Annotated in this window: 9 protein-coding genes and 9 pseudogenes; 6 read left to right on the top strand and 12 right to left on the bottom strand. The window is 59.2% G+C overall.

Annotated features, from left to right (window positions below; all coding sequences use genetic code 11):
- A partial coding sequence (locus NKJ46_RS33460) for a transposase domain-containing protein (RefSeq protein ID WP_352671454.1) occupies positions 1-218 on the top strand: 218 nt, incomplete at its 5' end.
- A gap of 9 nt (positions 219-227) precedes the next feature.
- On the opposite strand, the gene NKJ46_RS33455 is transcribed toward NKJ46_RS33460, so the two are convergent.
- The 5 genes and pseudogenes from NKJ46_RS33455 to NKJ46_RS33435 all read right to left on the bottom strand — a co-directional run.
- Entirely contained in the window at positions 228-485 is a 258-nt protein-coding gene (locus NKJ46_RS33455; RefSeq protein ID WP_352671452.1) for a hypothetical protein, read from the bottom strand.
- 734 nt (positions 486-1,219) lie between these two features.
- Positions 1,220-2,608 (bottom strand): CapA family protein, encoded by a 1,389-nt coding sequence (locus NKJ46_RS33450; protein ID WP_352671449.1) that lies wholly within the window; start codon positions 2,606-2,608, stop codon positions 1,220-1,222.
- A 190-nt stretch (positions 2,609-2,798) separates the two neighbouring features.
- Positions 2,799-3,514 (bottom strand): annotated as a pseudogene (locus tag NKJ46_RS33445) (recombinase family protein); the annotation flags it as partial.
- Positions 3,501-3,689 carry a hypothetical protein gene (locus NKJ46_RS33440; protein ID WP_352671446.1) on the bottom strand — a complete coding sequence of 63 codons (189 nt, stop codon included), beginning with the start codon at positions 3,687-3,689 and terminating at the stop codon, positions 3,501-3,503. The gene NKJ46_RS33440 and the pseudogene NKJ46_RS33445, both read right to left, overlap by 14 nt.
- Before the next feature lie 53 nt (positions 3,690-3,742).
- Positions 3,743-3,919 (bottom strand): annotated as a pseudogene (locus tag NKJ46_RS33435) (IS66 family transposase); the annotation flags it as partial.
- An 895-nt stretch (positions 3,920-4,814) separates the two neighbouring features.
- Here NKJ46_RS33435 and NKJ46_RS33425 point away from each other — a divergent pair.
- A pseudogene (locus NKJ46_RS33425) lies at positions 4,815-5,345 on the top strand (helix-turn-helix domain-containing protein); the annotation flags it as partial.
- A 38-nt stretch (positions 5,346-5,383) separates the two neighbouring features.
- On the opposite strand, the gene NKJ46_RS33420 reads toward NKJ46_RS33425, so the two are convergent.
- A complete protein-coding gene (locus tag NKJ46_RS33420; RefSeq protein WP_352671443.1) occupies positions 5,384-6,571 on the bottom strand; it encodes an IS256 family transposase in 1,188 nt (395 codons plus the stop codon).
- A 61-nt stretch (positions 6,572-6,632) separates the two neighbouring features.
- On the opposite strand from NKJ46_RS33420, the pseudogene NKJ46_RS33415 reads away from it, so the two are divergent.
- Together NKJ46_RS33415 and NKJ46_RS33410 are read left to right on the top strand one after the other, a co-directional pair.
- A pseudogene (locus NKJ46_RS33415) lies at positions 6,633-7,136 on the top strand (integrase core domain-containing protein); the annotation flags it as partial.
- 315 nt (positions 7,137-7,451) lie between these two features.
- Positions 7,452-7,702: pseudogene (locus tag NKJ46_RS33410) on the top strand (IS66 family transposase zinc-finger binding domain-containing protein); the annotation flags it as partial.
- A gap of 72 nt (positions 7,703-7,774) precedes the next feature.
- Here the strand turns inward: NKJ46_RS33410 and NKJ46_RS33405 are convergent.
- From NKJ46_RS33405 to NKJ46_RS33390, 4 genes and pseudogenes are all read right to left on the bottom strand, one after another.
- Positions 7,775-7,989, bottom strand: a pseudogene (locus NKJ46_RS33405) (DUF6429 family protein); the annotation flags it as partial.
- Positions 7,990-8,716: 727 nt separating this feature from the next.
- Positions 8,717-9,733 (bottom strand): annotated as a pseudogene (locus tag NKJ46_RS33400) (IS110 family RNA-guided transposase); the annotation flags it as partial.
- Positions 9,734-9,967: 234 nt separating this feature from the next.
- Positions 9,968-10,228, bottom strand: coding sequence for a transposase (locus NKJ46_RS33395; protein WP_352671457.1), 261 nt, complete (start codon positions 10,226-10,228; stop codon positions 9,968-9,970).
- A 223-nt stretch (positions 10,229-10,451) separates the two neighbouring features.
- Complete coding sequence (locus NKJ46_RS33390) at positions 10,452-11,825, bottom strand: hypothetical protein (protein WP_352671442.1); 1,374 nt, start codon at positions 11,823-11,825, stop codon at positions 10,452-10,454.
- A gap of 1,774 nt (positions 11,826-13,599) precedes the next feature.
- Here NKJ46_RS33390 and NKJ46_RS34925 point away from each other — a divergent pair.
- Positions 13,600-13,692 (top strand): annotated as a pseudogene (locus NKJ46_RS34925) (hypothetical protein); the annotation flags it as partial.
- Between the two features lie 430 nt (positions 13,693-14,122).
- On the opposite strand, the pseudogene NKJ46_RS33385 reads toward NKJ46_RS34925, so the two are convergent.
- Positions 14,123-14,209, bottom strand: a pseudogene (locus tag NKJ46_RS33385) (ATP-binding protein); the annotation flags it as partial.
- Positions 14,210-14,287: 78 nt separating this feature from the next.
- On the bottom strand, positions 14,288-15,517 hold the full coding sequence (locus NKJ46_RS33380; protein WP_352671440.1) for an ATP-grasp domain-containing protein: 1,230 nt from the start codon (positions 15,515-15,517) through the stop codon (positions 14,288-14,290).
- A 297-nt stretch (positions 15,518-15,814) separates the two neighbouring features.
- On the opposite strand from NKJ46_RS33380, the gene NKJ46_RS33375 reads away from it, so the two are divergent.
- Positions 15,815-16,434: IS701 family transposase (locus NKJ46_RS33375; RefSeq protein ID WP_352671437.1), on the top strand; the 620-nt coding region annotated here is incomplete at its 3' end.

Genomic DNA, 16,434 nt, shown 5'->3' with positions numbered 1-16,434 from the left:
TAGAATCCGGGCATCATGAGGTCCCGTCGGACGGCGGCGCCGAACACTGGGCCGTCATCGCCTCGCTGATCGAAACCTGCAAGCTTAACAGCGTTGACCCGCTCGGCTATGTCGCCGATGTCCTCACCAGGATCGTCAACGGCCATCCGAACAGCCAGATCGACGACCTGCTGCCCTGGGCCTACATCCGCGCGCCCGAGCTAAAGGCCGTGGCCTGAGAACAGCGCTTACTGGAGATCCGCAAAATTGCGGACCCAACCAGCGGCGGCCTGCTCATGCAGCGCAATAAGGTGCAACACGTCTGTACCGTCGACCGTGTCGCCACGGACCTCGGCGTCAGCGAAGCGCTCATCCAGGACCTGACCCTCGGTCTCGAGCCCGAGGACGGCGTCATCTGGGTTTACGGCGCCAACGATGACGACGGGATCTTGGCCTTCACCGATGAAGGCATCGAGGAGATCAAACTCCTCCTCGAAGAATATCATAGCGTCTCCCCATCGAAAGCTTGACCCCAGCACTCCGGTGCTCAGGTCCTCATGGCCACCAGATACGCACGTCTGCGGTCTTCACCGGATGCGTACGCTGTTTTTCCGTATCCCTCCGGCGAGGTCCGGCGAGGGCCGCCTTGCGCGAGCATGGCCCGGTAGCGAGGCTGCGCTCTTAAGGTTGTCCTTACGAGCGTAGTTTGCAGCACAGCATGAGTCATGTGACATTATTGACCGGCCCTGAGCGTCGTCGTTGGAGTGAAGAGGATCAGTACCGGATACTGGCATCAGCGGCGCGATCGTTCTGGCGACTGGCGACGGCACCTTGTGGAGTTGCTAATCAGTTGCCTGCTCGGCGCGACGCCGTCGCCTTGCCCATTCGCTGACGACGCCCAAGCGCCGGTTGATCTCGGGATCGTAGAAACTGGCGCAGCTGACACCAGACTTCAGAGGGTGTTTGTGTCCCGCGGGGTTAGCGGCCGGCCCTCCGTCTCTCCAACGGCTCTCGATCACGGCGAGCTCATAACAGTTAGAATCTGGCTAGACATTCGAGAGTTTTGGCTCGCTTTGCCAGACCAGTCTTCGGAGCGGTCCCGCCGAAGCTGAAGGCACCCGACAAGCCTCAAGCGCTTCCTGTTCCATCTTGATGTTTATCTCGGCATATCCGTTGTGCTCCTTAGCTCACTACCTCAATTCTGTGCCATAGACACTGTCGGGAAACACACCGACCCGGGTTACTGCGGCGAGGTGAGTTTCAGTCTAATGACGCCGATGTCGTTCTCTATGGCAATCTCGGTGCCAAATAGCTTCGAGAGCTTCTGAAGACGCTCCAGAATAGATCTTCCCTGAGCCGCCGAAGCAAGCCGCGGGACACCACGATTGGCAAACCTCTCTGAGAAACCGAGCTCGATCGGATAGAGCCACAATTCAGCAACCTGGTTTTGTTCAAATCGGCTGACGGTGGCAACGCTCTCGAAGAAGACTGTGTCGGCCCAGCCGTCGTTCGAGGCGATTGTCACCTCGGCATCCGTGTCGACTCGTGGGTCCTTCCCGTAGACCTCGAACATGTCAGCCCCGACGGGCGACCGCAGGTCGTCACAAAAGAAGTTCCCCAAACTATAAAAAATCGGCCGGTTCTTGTAGATCTCGATGCCGCGCAACTGGTGCGGTCCATGCCCTACATATGCGTCGGCTCCGGCGTCAATTAGCTGATGCGCAAACGATTGTTCGTAGTCAGGCGGCTGCTGGCACCAATTCCCGGGCTGGTGACAGTGGCTAGTTGCGATGCAGAAGTCGGAGTACTGCTTACCCCGCCGAATATTTCGTAGAATGTCGGCGACATCGCGGGGGTTGGGCTTATAGCTGTAACCGACCTTGTCGCCGGTTTCATATGTCACACCCCCATGGTAGGGATCCGGAGTGAATTCGACGCGTTTTGGATTCTTGCGGCTTGGACCCGGAGCGGGCAACGCGTTGCGTAGCTGCTTCAAGCTCTCGAGCATCTCCGGCGAGACCACGATGCTAACAGCTAAACGAAGGGCGTTGAGTCCTGGTCTGCCTGGCGCTTCTCCAGCGGGATCGCACGCACGAGACATAGGGGTGTATCTTGCAGCAAATGACACCAACGCCACGCGACCGCGTGCGGTCTCCAGAAAGCGCGCGGCGCCGGCTTGTGCGAGATTCTCGCCCGCACCTGCGTGAACGATACCGTTCTCATCGAGCAGTCGGCTCGTCTCGCGCATGCCTTCAAGGCCCCAGTCCAGGGTATGATTATTCGCGCGACTGACCAAGTTGAATCCCATCGCCTTCAGGTCTGGTCCGATCTCTGATGGGCTGGCAAGATATGCACCGCCGTACTCGGCCTGCGGACTTCCCTTGAACGATCGGATATCGAAGATGTTGGTTTCCATGTTGCCGAACGTGACATCGGCCTCATGGAGGATCTCGACGACGTCGCTGAAGCCAGGATGATGGCCTTTGGTCAGTGACCGCGACACAATGAGGTCGCCGACTGCAACCATCGTAAAGCCGTCTGCAACGTTCGTCGCAATCGAACCGACGGTATCAAAGTAGCCACCCTGCTGGGCTGGATCATCGTCGACTGCGTGTGAATTACTTTCCATAACATTCTCCATATGCTGACAGTGTCCTTATTAGCCTTTCAGGCGTCGATATCGCTGTTTGGCCAGCCATTGACGATGCGCCCGAGGATCAAGGTGACCCGGGGCGAGCGGATAGACTGATTCATGTTGGCGGTGCTCAGCAGCGTGGTGGAGAGTGGCCCATGTCCGTCCGCCTCCGTCGCCAAGGGGGGAGCAGCGCGCGACCGCCGTGGCCCCACTTGACGCCGCCGGCTTTGCCATAAGCGTTGGCCGCGAGCAGTTCCTGATCCATCCGATGTAACCTTCGTGATGGTCCTTGAGCACCATCGCCGACTCGCAAGGCAGCTTGTAATGGCCATAGCTCTTGCGAACGCGGCCAGCGAGACCGTAATCGCCGTGCCAGACATAGCCGAAGGGCACGGAGACGCGCATTTCCCCGCGCTGTGCCTTCGCGCGGGCGGCCTCGTACATCCGGGCACGCAGCACGCCGAGCTTGAACTCGCTGACGCTGCCTTCATACCGAGCAGTAGGCGGTCGTTCTGCAATCCGGGATCGTAGACTCCGTCCAGATAGATTACGCGTGCATCGACTTCCCCGCACAACTCGAGCAGCCGATGCCAGTCCGGCCCATTGCGCGACAGGCGGGACGCCTCCAGGCAAAGCACGGCGCCCACATGGCCCGTGCACAGATCGTCGACCAGGCGCTCGATAACCGGTGCGCTCCACAGCCCCGCTTGCGGTTCGTCTCTGATCCTCGTCGATCACCTCTACTTTGCGGAATCCCCAGCGCCGCGGGACGTCGACAAGCTCATATTGCCGACGTTGGCTCTCAAGGTTGAGCTGGACCTGCGCCTGAGTGGATTGACGCACATAGACGACGGCCTTGCGCTTGAGTACGGCAGTCGGAATCAGATTACCGCACGTCATCGCAGCTCTCCTCCTCCGCTGCCACGTCGGCGGCGGCCATCAGTGTGTTGGCGAGCTGGGAGATCACTATGCTCCGTTGCGCTGAACTCAGCCGCTTCAGCTTCTGCGAGTCGAGCGGCAAGCTGAGTTGGCGAACGACCACGAGGGATCGTGTCGGGGGTAACTGGGTTCTCATGTTGCGCCCTCCGCGGTGGTGAAACGATCCGGAGAGCCTCGCCGGAAACGGCGTTCGATTTCGATCCGGCCGTCGGTGAGGAAGCACCCGATCGCGGCACGCCGGCCGAGTGAATAGCGGATCGCCTCGGCGGGCTTCGATTCTCCCGAAAGCTTGGGCAGCTTCTTTTTCCACAACGCAAAGAGAGCGGCAACGATGGAGGCGGATTTCTCCTGAGGCGCAGCTATCCGTACTGCCGGCGGCCCACAACGGGGCCATCCGCGCACACATCCTGACTGCGCACTTCTCGTCGACAACCAGAAGGCCGATAGTCAGGACCTCCCTAAAGAACGTCATGCACATCGATCCGACGAGATGATTGTTCATAATAGCCACATAGCCACAGCCAAGCCCAAAAGCATCGACAAATCATCCTTGCGGTGTTTTGTGTGGCAGTCGAAGGTGAATCGACATCAGTGTTTTCAGAGCGGTGGCGTACCATTATCAGCGATCGGCGGTCGCAAAATTTCTGCAATTTCATTTAAAGGTTCTGTTGCAGCGGCTGCGGCGCGGCGCAAGAGGCTGCCCGGCTGTCGTATCGGACGAAGCGGCTGTCATTGATATTTTCCGAAGCGACCGCCACTGGCGGCAGGGTCGGGACGATCAATAGGTTGTTCGACCGATCGTGCCGACTGGCGTAGATGCTATGGGGCAAGCGGCGAAGGTGTGGCATCTTTCGGCGCTATTAGTTCAGTTCCCGTTGTGATCAAGTTCGTGTTTCGCCCCAGATGCGATCGGCTTTTGACGAGTGCATTGGCGGTGACGAAGCTTCCGCATAACGGCGACTATAGCGACTTGATCTCGCCATTGAGGTGCTCTGGTCGAGAGCTTGGCATGATGTTCCTTCGGGAAGGTCATATAGGCGAGCACGTCGAGCTTGGCGTCGTCCATGATGGCTGCGAGTTTCGGCACCTGGGTCGGATCTCTGGTCGGCCACGGCGACAATCAGGTCGATGACGACGCTCTTGTGTAAAAGTTTAAACTTTATCTGACAGACGGTGTCCTAGGCTGAAGCTTGAGCCGAGGCCGGGCGCGGAGTGGTCAGGGTTCGCAGCGCCCGGCCTCGGCGTTAGAAAGGACACTGACATGACCAAGGACCAAAAGGTCATCCGCGCCAAGGTGGGGCTGCTGGAGCTGGCCAAACAGCTCGGCAATGTCAGCCAGGCCTGCAAGATGATGGGCTATTCGCGCGACAGCTTCTACCGCTTCAAGGAGCTTTACGAGACCGGCGGCGAACTGGCGCTGCAGGAATTGACGCGCAGGAAGCCGCTGTTGGCCAACCGCACGCCACCGCAGATCGAGGCGATCATCCTCGAGCTGACGCTGGAATATCCCGCCTATGGACAGACCCGCATCGCCAACGAAATGCGCAAGCTCGGCCACTCGGTCTCGCCATCGGGCGTACGCGGGGTGTGGCAGCGTCACGATCTGGAGACGATGAAGAAGCGGCTGAAGGCGCTGGAGGCGAAGGTCGCCCAAGACGGTATCGTGCTCACCGAGAGCCAATTGGCGGCGCTGGAAAGGCCAAGCTGGACAAGGAGGCGCATGGTGAGTTCGAGAGTGAATGCCGGCTATTGCGGCGGCCAGGACACCTTCTATGTCGGCAACATGAAGGGGGGGGACTGTCAGGAATTCTGTGCGCGAGGCCGGTCTCGTCATTGGCTGACGAACCTCTCGCCGAAGACAACGGCGAACTGGGTCTTGGCCTCGAACCATTCGCGCGGCGGTCGTTTCCATTCCTCAGCCGCATGGTTCAGGACCAGATATAGCAGTTTCATCGCCGCGTCGTCACTCGGGAAGTGTCCGCGGGTGCGGACGGCGCGGCGCAGCTTGGAGTTCAACGCCTCAATTGCATTCGTCGTGTAGATGATCCGGCGCACGCTTTCTGGGAAGGCGAAGAACGGCACGACGTGCTGCCAGTTGCGCCGCCAGCTCTGAGTGATCGCGGGATATCGCTGGCCCCAGTAGCCGGCCTCGAATTCCTCCAGGGCCTTCATGCCGGCTTCGGCGTCCTTGGCCCGGTAGATCGCACGCAGCGCCGGCACGACGGGCTTGCGGTCCTTCCACGACACGAACTCCAGGGAATGGCGGATCAGGTGCACGATGCAGGTTTGAACCACGGTTTGGGGGAAGACGGCGTTGATCGCCTCGGGAAAACCCTTTAGGCCATCGACGACGGCGATCAAGACGTCGGCGACGCCACGACTCTTCAACTCGTTCATGACGCGCAGCCAGAACTTGGCGCCCTCGGTCTGCTCGATCCAGATGCCGAGGATCTCCTTCGTGCCATCCGGCAGGATGCCGAGCGCGATGTAGACGGCCTTGTTCCTGACGAAGCCCTCGTCCCTGATCTTGACCCGGATGGCATCGAAGAAGACGAGCGGATAGACCACATCCAGCGGGCGATTCTGCCACTCTGCCACTTCCTCCAGGACAGCGTCGGTGACGGCCGAGATCAGGTCCGGCGACACGTCTATGCCGTAGAGCTCCTCCAGGTGGCCGCGGATCTCGCGCACCGTCATGGAGATGATCTTCTCGTCGAAGTCTGGGAAGCGGCGCTGATATTTGGCGATCAGCTTCGGATCGAAGGTTCCGGCACGGTCGCGCGGGATCGTCAGCGTCATCTTCGATGTGCCCGTCAGCACCGATTTCCGCGAATGGCCATTGCGGCGATTGGCGTTGCCGTCGGCCTGCTCCTCATTGAGGTGCTCGTCCAGTTCGGCGTTCAGAATCCGCTCCGAAAGCGCCTTCTTCAGATCGTCGAGCAGCCCGTCTCTGGCGAAAACCTCATTCGGATCGCGACCCGCAAGCAGTTGGTCCAGAAGTTCCTTCTCAATAGCCATGTGATGATTCTCTCCTTTCCATCATCATGGCCTCGCGCACAGAATTCCTGACAGTCCCGGTGGTGGGGGGCGCATCTATCAGCAGACCTTCCTCGACACCTATTCGAAGGTCGCCTTCGCCAAGCTCTATGACCGCAAGACGCCGATCACCGCCGCCGATCTCCTCAACGACCGCGTGGTGCCGTTCTTCGACGCCCACGACGTGAAGCTAAGCCGGGTGCTGACCGACCGCGGCACCGAATATTGCGGCAATCCCGAACATCACGAATACGAGCTCTATCTGGCGCTCGAGGATGTGGATCATTCCCGCACCAAGACCAAGAACCCGCAGACCAATGGCATTGTTGAACGGTTCCACAAGACGGTGCTGAACGAGTTCTACCGGGCCGCCTTCAGGAAGAAGATCTACGGCTCGATCGAGGAGCTGCAGGCCGATCTGGATGAATGGGTCAGAAGTTACAATGAGGAGCGCCCACATCAGGGCCGCTGGTGCTTCGACAAGACGCCGATGCAGACCTTCCTTGACACGGCCCCGCTGGCGAAGGAGAAAATGATCGCCGCCTGATCCCATCGGACAGGCAAAACGGACCATTCTCAGACGCCAACTGTCTGATCAAGTGCAAACTTCTACAGCTCTTGCCCCATGTTCTGCCGCTTCTGGCGCGACAGGGATGACTCCGGTCGCGACTGCCGTTCGGGTGTGGCTGGTCCCACCGACACCGTCGGGCGCCGCTCACGGGATCGCGCTTGAGCACCTCCTGGACCTGCTGAGCCAGCGACGGAAAGCCCTTCCTCATGGCGGATTTCACAGGCCCGAGCGAATCACATCCTCCCCCGATCGCAAAGACAAAACCGCTATCCCATCGACGGCCCCTGCCAGTCGATCAAATCGTTCGAGCGCAAGCAGCCCGTCGCGCAAGCCGTTTTCCAGAGCACCTGCCGCGCGAGCGCGTCGTCATCGCCTCGCCCAAAAGCTGTCCCTCATGCGGATCGGCGAAACTGTCGAAGCTGGGCGAGGACTCACGGAGACGCTGGATCACGAAGACGCTGGAAATCAACGCGCGCCAGTGGAAGGTAATCCAGACGGTGCGCGAAAAGTTCTCGGGATGCGAGAAGATCGCCCAGCCGCCCCCTTCCATGTAACCGCGCCGGGCGCGTGCCGGGGCATTGGCAGCCCCGCCAGATCCTTATGGCCTCGGCCGCGTAAACAGCGCGGAACAGTTCCTCCGAACGCTGAATACCCCCTCCGTCACGACCAATGACTAAACCTTGTTCACAGGGTTTTGCAATCAGCCCCTTCCGATGCAGACGATCCGTCACAATCCAATCAAATCTCTTCCAGGCGCATCGCTATTGTGCAGCGTCAGCCAACGCAGCGCCAAGACCGCGTCATCGATCTTGTCCGTGCCGATCTCCATCCGCCCAGTTTAGCGCAGATCGCGCGTCTGCTGCGGCCCGGACCGGATGGTTACCCCGGCTCGACACACTGCGGCAAAGAGGGCAACGCGGCGCCAGCGTCCCTGACCGCGGGGTATGACGATCATTCCTTCGTTCTCAGCGATGGCCTCGACAGCCAATCCCGTCAAGATCGAGGACTACAAACGCGAATTTCTCACCGTGGTGCTAACCCCCCCCAGAAAACATCACCACGCCGCCATGCAAATTCATCAAATGTGGGTCAGACCACTTTTGCGCGGAAAACTGGGGTCGCCCATTTCGTGATCGTTGGCGACCCAAAAAAGAAGCGGATCGTCTCGACCAACTATTCTCGAACTCTGAGGTTTGCGCCAAAAATGCGTCGGGTGCTGAATGCGGAGCACGCAAAGCTGTGCGGTTGAAATAGATCTAGCAGGCTTCTCTGATTGGGGTCGGTGAGGTCAAGCTTTTCCTGTCTTCTTTCCGGATCATGTCGCCCCGCGGGTCACTCGCTTCTCTTCGCGGTCGGCGCGAAGCCGCCGCATGATGGGGTCAGGAGAGCGAGGCGTCTCAATCTGTTGAACGACCTTGGGATCGCCTCAGGATCGTGCCTGCTAACGAGATCGCCTTGCCAATCGTCCCCACGGGAACGATCCGGATCACCCTCTCGGGCGAACCACTGTCTGTGTTCGTTTTGTTCCTTGTTCTATTTTTCATGGCGATGCCGGCTTCCTTTCCAAAGCGGAATTCGGTTGCGTCGGCCCACATGCGGTGCAGGATAACGGCCAGCTTGCGGGCCACCGCCACGCGGGCTCGCGCCATGCCGCCACGTTGGCGATGTTCATGCCCCAGGCGCGCAAGCTCGACCATTTCTTCGAGCGCACGAGTAGCGAATGTGCTGCCTCGTAGAGGGCAGTGCGGGCGAGTTCGTCGCCGCAACGGCTGACCTTGCCCTGAATGTCGGTTTCACCGGACTGGTATCGCGCTGGCGTCAGCCCCAGATGCGCTCCCACTGCCCGCGAGGAGCCGAACCGCTCCGGCCGGTCAATCGTGGCGCGGAAGGTGAGCGCGGTGATCGGTCCGACGCCGGGCGCGCTCATCAGTCGCCGACAGACTTCCTCCTTGCGGACGATGTCGAGAACCTGCTTGGTCAGGCGGGCGAACTCCTTGAGCATGGAGCCGAGGATCGAAAGCAGCGGCTCGACCATCACCATCGCCTCGGCGTCGGCGCCGACCAGCTCGCGCACGCGATCAGCAAAGGCGGTGCGCGAGGGCGTGCCGAGCTTGATACCGGTCTCGCGCAGGATGGCGCGCGCAACATTCTCTATGCTGCGCATCTCGTTCAGCACCGTGCGGCGGGCCACCAACAGCGCGCGCCACAACCGGCATTGCCGGCTCTTCACATGCACCTGCCGATACCAGCCCGTGCGCATGATCTGCGCAAGCGCGCGGGCATCGTTGCGATCGGTCTTGTTAGGCATCGTCTTCATGGCCGCATTGGCCTGGCGCGTCTCTATACAGATCGCAGGCAGGCCTTCGGCGCGCAATCCCATCGTGAAGCCAGGCCGTCAGCGAGCACGCTTCCAGCCCGATGCGCTCCAGCGGCAGATCGAGCTTCCGCAACGCATCGGACAAGGCCTGCGGTTCGCTCGCCGCTCGTGTTTCCTTCACGATCCGACTGCTCTCATCAACGACGCAAATCGCGGTCTCTTCCAAAGATACGTCTAATCCAGCAAAATACTTCATGGCTGCTCCTTCCGATGTTTGTGGCGCTCCAAGGCGACCACGTTCTAACATCCCGACAGGAGCAGCCGCCCGCATGTGGGCTCGGGCGAGACCCCAATCACCCCATCTGTTGAAGAGGTGCCGCGCCTGGCCCACCGGCGCAACGCATTAAACTTTCACGTCAGGCGGTTCCCTTCCGTGCTTCACCATGAACCGGCCATCCAGGTAAACCCACAAGGTTCTCGCCCCGCCCTGTCAAGCCGGCCAGCCGCGCTGCCATGCCGCCGATAGAACCTTAGTGGCGGCCGCCTTGAGGCCTTCGTTGGCATCGAGAGGACGAGCTTGACCGGGCAGGCCGCGACTGTCAGCTTGCCTAGGAACTCCATCCAGATCGACTCGGCCGCCCTCCGACGCACCAATATCCACGGCCAATACCTCGCGCCAACCGTCCGCGTTGACGCCGACTGCGGTGATGACGGCGACCGAGCCGATCCGCCCACGGTCGCGGACCTCCAGATAAAAGGGTGGAGTAGGCGAACACGCGCCTTCTCCCTCAATTCCAACTCGCGCCCAGGGCGTTGCGCCAATTCCGCATTCGCGGTGTGGGGACTAATCTCACCTTCCTCAGCGATCATCGAGCACTCTAAGTTTCGCTACAACTCTTTACGACGACGTTTATCGGCTCGACGCCACAGTTCTTCACGCAATGGGATACATTCTGGCGAGCGCCGTTGGAAAATTAATTAATAGCGACCGGTAGTAGGATCCCGCTTCGCCCAACGTTCATCACAGGATCGAAGCTTGCGCGCGACTGAAAACCTGCCAAGCGGCCACCGAATACATAACAGTCAATTCCATACGCCATTCTGTCGGTCGAGCGGCTTGGCGGGTGCAGGGTCGTAACCTTTCCGGGTCTGACGTATTCTTGAACAACGTAAGTATTGCAGGCGGCCCGGTCAATGTGTTCCTCCCACACCTCTGGGGACGTGAGACGCCCAACCAACACATCCTCCCCGCGGGTCGCATTAGAGGGCTTCAGAACAAGATGGGCCTTGTTCTCTCGGATGTAGCCGATGAGGTCGATCCGACGCCGTTCGGCGTCGGTTGTTACTCCCGCTCTAACAAGACGAGTCCATGGAATGTGGCGTGCAATAAGCTCAATCTGCTCCGCGTCGAAGTTCGTGCTGAATCGATCGTCGGTGAGTACAGCGAGGATTGCCTTGTCGGATAATATCCACTGGGAGATCCACGGGTTTATCGAAACCACTTCTCGAGCTGCGCAGGCGTCCAAGTAGTCTCTTAATTCCTCGGCCTCAATGATGTCTCTGGGGTCGAGTTTATTGTAGACAAGTTGGATGAGTTGGCCGTCCGGACCAGCTAGTCCGCGAGGTGTTCGCTTCATCGCGCTAGCATCTAGCAATGCTACCTTGACGCCCGCGTCTCTTAGACCGTTTACAATCCAGTCTACTTCGTTTGTGTACCGCCCGCGAAAATTGACCACAGCGGCATTTTTGAGTTCGCCGCCAGTCGCTGAATAACAGGTAGAGACCAGCTCCCGGACAAAGCAGTTGGGATCTTTCGCGAAAGGCTGTTTGCTCACGTCGAGCGATAGGCCATGTGTCAATGGGTTGGGTATACGGCTCCAAACATTTGCGGCGAGGCCATTCTGAATAACGCCGCCAGGCGACTCGGTATTGGTTTCGATTATCTTATAATGGCCATTGCTGCCGAAAAGGCCATCCAGTCGACATATTGTTACAATCGGACGATGTGTTGGGAGACAAGTGATCCAATGCCGCAAATGTTTATAGGCGGGAAATAGGTCTTGTACATCTTCATTGCGGCAATACAGCTCAGCGGCGACATCAAGAAGCCTGACCACAGCCTCGGCGGTAGCACTGAGGTGACTTGCCAGACAGCAGTCTATCGCAAGGGGCCGGAGACATACGGGATACGCCCCGCCCTCAAAGTGCATGCCCGCCTCTGCAATCGCGCGACACAGTTCGTCTTGAGCCTCCCAGATCGAGGCTGGATCGCAACTTGCTAACTCGCAAAGTCTGCGCTCAATTCGTGCATCGGCTTCGCTGATTGCAGGTACCGTCGCGATCGTCATGGGCAGTTCCTTTCTTGTGGCCTTATGATAGCGTTTAGCGCGACTCGATGGATACCTGGGCACTCGAAGTTTGGTCGATCCGGTCAGCGGGTGGCAGGCCCTGAGCTTGGAAAGTCTTGTCGCCGTTTGTTGTCGAGTCGCCGGGCCATTTTCTGCCCGGTTGGTTGCTGACAGGACTTGAAGATAGCCTGTTCAGGTTTTTCAGGAACTGCCAAATCTGGTGGCTTGACGCTGCCCGCGATACCGCGGTGGGGCAGAACTCGTTCCCGTATGTGCCTTGACCTTTCGACGCAGGTTGGCAGCCTTTGCTTTGGGAATTTCTATGCGCGGGCCATAGCCTTGGCGCTTGTCCCAATGCATGATGAAGCGGAATCCGAGGAATTCGACCCCTCTGTCATGGCTGTGACCTTCGTCTTTTCCGGCGACAACTGAAGGCCCATGGCCCGACGCAGGTAGGCCGCCAGCGCGGTCTTCTCCGCGATGGCATCCTCCCGTGTGCCAGACACCAGCACCACAAAGTCATCGACGTAGCGCAACGGTAGAAACGCACAGCGACCAGCCATCGGATCCCAGTAGCGCGCTCTGCCTGCCGCGGTCCTCCCATCACATTTTGCGGTCGGCATGGGCCTTGGTGCGCTGATACACCCACCGTTCATACCGCTCGATCACGCTGAGCGCGATGTTGGCGAGCAGCGGTGAGAGAATCCCGCCCTAAGGGGTTGTCGGCGTCTGTGCGAAGGAACTTCTCCTCCGACAGAACACCGGCCTTCGGGAATTGCCCGATCAGCCTCGTCACCCTCCGGTCAGCGACGCGCTTGCGTAGCTTTCCAACAGATGATGATGGTCGAAGCAGCCCTTGATGTCGCCCTCTATGACCCATGGATACGGCTTCCGACTCCGCCGGGCGTCCCTATCGCGTTTATGCGGGAGGGCAGCCCGTCGGATATACTCCAAGGCGCCGTGCGTTAGCTCGCAGCGTTGCGGCCATGTACCGCTCGGCCATGGGCATCCTGTCGCTGGCGCCGAGCTATGGCCGGAGCGTCTCGATGCCGCTGCGGTCGCGCTGCTGATTAACGCGATCGCTTACTCCTCCGTCACCGCAATCCTCAAGGCGGGCCTCGATTAGCAAGCTCCGCAGAACCGGCAAAGCCGACACCCCAGCACGCCAACATCCGTGGCTCCGCCTATTACCAGTGAAGGAAAGGAAGAAAGAATGCTGACGACCCTCACCCTCGACCAGATGCAGCCCTCGGTTTGGCCGGCAAGGCTGCCGCCTGTCGCGAACTGGCCGAACGGAACAACGCCAACGAGCTCAGCCGTGACGAGTGGCTCGGCCTGATGCTCGACCCGTGAGGTCGCCTACGGGCCGATAAGCGCGTTCGGAACCGGCTCGCCTCAGCCAGGCTGCGCGAAGCCTTTTGCCGCGCAGCGGCCGCTTCCGACGCCTCATCGACAACACCGAAATCGGCGAAATCAATCATCCATGAACGCAAGTCCTTGTCTTAAGGAAGGTCCAGCGCATTCTTGCCCAAGGTGATGAGGCGAGGGCAGGGTGACAAAGCGGCTGTTGCTCCTCGGGTTTTCCCGTCCAACGATTTGACCGCCGTGGCCGCCGAATTTTGGGAGGCTCGAGGCCGAAATAGCGCGACGGCTAAATGCCCAGGCGTGTGAGATCGCTCCGCAACCACGGCCAGCCGATCATCCGCTAGGGCTTCCGGGTCAGAAAGATTGCCCGTGAGAAGGAGCGCGTAGTGAGTGGGCCCGTCCCGTAGCGGGGTCGCCACATCTCGAGAGCCGTTTTGGGATACCGCGGTCCACGCTGCATCGGTGGCAGATGTGCACAATTATGTCGGAGAGGCTCCCCTGAGATAATCACGCCACTCCTAAGTCGTTGGCGACTGATGCCTACCTCATCTGCCAACCTGCTGAGGGTTTCGCCCCGCCTCCACGGTTGCAGAAACTCCAGTTTTTGGTACTCTCGATACTCTTTGCTGTCCGGCCATGCCCCAGTTTCCTCTCCTTGCGGGGAAACTGTCCGCGATTTCAGTCGGGGCGCTCTCCAAGGGTGTTCGGGAATTGCCGAAACACGCAGTAGGTTGGCTTCAGCAACTATCCTAAGTCAAATCAACCATATCCGCCAGTCTCTCCAACAGGCTATCATGATAAGACGGGTTAGTTCCACACGTTAATGATCTATGGCGCTCGCGTCGCTCTGGGGCGCGCCGACGGCAAACAGGATCCGCGAAGCAACACCTCGGCAAGTTGCGGCAACGGTGCCATCCCTGCGAATGCGTGTACAATAGGCCGAAACGACGCTTTTCGCAAAGCCGGTAGCTGTTACCGCGGATGGTGGTCACTGTCGAATGATGAAGCAGGCGATCAACCGGTTGTCACCTGCGCTCATCTCCCTGGTGCCCTCTATCGTACCAATGTCCGATGGGAGGTAGGTCCGCAAATTGTTCCTATTCTCCAAGGCTCGGAAGTGGTGTAATCGACCAACTGATTAAGTCGACGGCTCGCTGAAGTGTCGCCTTGGTGCGAGCAGGGCTGGGTGAAGAGACGATGACATGTCCAATACCGTCTTCCGAATCCCCTTTTCTGATGATCGCCGTCTTGGGTTCAACATAGAATCTGACCTCGGCGACACCTGACGCAGCGGCCGCCCGACTGACGCCGCCGATCCAATCGAGCGTGCCATCGGAATCAGCAACTAGGTACCGCGCGGCCGCAGTCTGCGAACGCGTTTTGCGCAAGTCCCATTGGTCGCCGATCGCAAGCTTAATGTGCTCGGTGATTATATCGACACCATAGGCCAACTGAATCATTTGAGGACAGGGCGTGCCAGGGAGACGCGGATTGAATTCAATGACGACTGGGCCGCGCTTCGTCCACCGAAGTTCAACGTTCGTTGGACCCCAGCCAAGGCCGAGAGCTTGCAAACAGCTCAACGAAATGTCCACGATTCTCTTCCGTTCGGCATCAGTCAGTGGGGCCGGTAGGATCGATTCACGCAAGACGAAATGCGGGGGGGGGACCTCACCGGCGTAAATCCCAATGACCTCATCGCCCATTATGTCGACGTTATAGTAAGGGCCTTGTGCGAATTCTTCGACCAGTATCTTCGGCGGAGATCGCCATATGTGCTTCCCGCCCAACAGGTAGGCAGTATGTTCGACTAACTCACCGAGGTTGCAGCACAGTCTGACGCCTCTGCTGCCGGCACCTACCACTGGCTTAAGAATTACCGGCAGTCCAATCTCCGCGGCAGCGCTTTCTACATCTGTCACATTCGTTGCCAAGCGGTAAGCAGGTATTGGTACGCCAGCCTCTGCGAGGAGCTGACGTTGAATGAATTTGTCGCAGCATCGTTCAACCGATGCGGGGTTCGGTCCTGGAAGATCGAAATACCGGCAGACCTTGCCAACTGTCGCATAGACCGACTCTATGTCGGAAGTAATTCCAGCAATGTCATAGGTCTTATCTAGCCGGGAGCATTCGCGGATCAGCGCATCGAGACTATGTGTATCGACACAAATTGCGTCGATCCCTTCCGTAGCAATGTAGTCGTATCGAGCTGGTTCGGCCGACAGGACAATTGGATGAAGACCAAGACGCTGTGCTGCTTGGATGTATAGCAGACCAGTGCACCTTGGATGGCTTTCAACAAGGATGAGTGCTCTTCTTCTTGCCATTGGCTGTTCACTCCTATGTTGGTGCTGTACGGTGGTCCGAGGGTAAATCGGCACAGCGTCCTTGGCCGTGCCGGCTACTTTCGGAGAAATACCATTGTCAGTGATCTCCGGTCGCAAAGATTCTGTGAAGTTGTGTGAAACGTCCGACGCATTTCCGGAGCCGTGTGGCACCGAGCGCCCGAATTCGCAAGGGTTGCAATTTCAAGGAGCGATAGATGGACAGTAAAGGTTCAAATTAGTACTACAGTTGCGGATCATTTGATTTTCTGATTCACTCGACAGGTTATGGAGGGAACCATGTCTGTCGCTTCGTGGTCAGGGTCGTTGTTGGCTTGGGAGCAGGAGCTCACGGCGCTGAAGGCGCGGGTTGGGCGGGTGCTTCCTCGTCGTGAGTTGCGGGAGACGGGCGCAGATTTTCTTGATGGCCTTCTTTCCGGCATTGAGCGCAAGACAGGCTGGCTGATGGCTGAGCAGTCCGGAGCGGAACGGCCGTATCGGATGCAGTCGCTGTTGGGGCGCAGCCACTGGGACGCTGATCGGCTCCGAGACGAGGTTCGCGATTATGTGGTGGAGGCGTTGGGCGATGAGGATGGCGTCCTGATCGTCGACGAGACGGGATTTGTGAAGAAGGGCGATCGTTCCGCCGGTGTCGCGCGTCAGTACTCGGGAACGGCGGGGCGGATCGAGAACAGCCAGATCGGCGTGTTCTTGGCTTACGCGAGCCGCTACGGCCAAGCGCTGGTTGATCGTCGCCTTTATCTGCCGGAGAGCTGGACAAAGGATCGGGCGCGATGTGCCAGGGCGTCGATCCCGAAGACGGTCGAGTTTGCGACCAAGCCCAAGATGGCGCGCGCCATGGTCGAGGCGGCGCTCGATGCCGGCGTCCCGTGCGCTTACGTTCTGGGCGACGCTGTCTA

Source organism: Mesorhizobium sp. M0166, from assembly GCF_040322255.1.
GTDB lineage: Bacteria > Pseudomonadota > Alphaproteobacteria > Rhizobiales > Rhizobiaceae > Mesorhizobium.
Note: the sequence above shows the minus strand (reverse complement) of the source record. Positions and strands in the feature narration are given on the sequence as shown.

Bases quoted from the DNA above. Each gene is read 5' to 3' on its own strand.
- NKJ46_RS33390 (WP_352671442.1), bottom strand. From the start codon at position 11,825: ATGACGATCGCGACGGTACCTGCAATCAGCGAAGCCGATGCACGAATT.
- NKJ46_RS33380 (WP_352671440.1), bottom strand. From the start codon at position 15,517: ATGGCAAGAAGAAGAGCACTCATCCTTGTTGAAAGCCATCCAAGGTGC.
- NKJ46_RS33440 (WP_352671446.1), bottom strand. From the start codon at position 3,689: ATGAGAACCCAGTTACCCCCGACACGATCCCTCGTGGTCGTTCGCCAA.
- NKJ46_RS33450 (WP_352671449.1), bottom strand. From the start codon at position 2,608: ATGGAAAGTAATTCACACGCAGTCGACGATGATCCAGCCCAGCAGGGT.
- NKJ46_RS33455 (WP_352671452.1), bottom strand. From the start codon at position 485: ATGATATTCTTCGAGGAGGAGTTTGATCTCCTCGATGCCTTCATCGGT.
- NKJ46_RS33420 (WP_352671443.1), bottom strand. From the start codon at position 6,571: ATGGCTATTGAGAAGGAACTTCTGGACCAACTGCTTGCGGGTCGCGAT.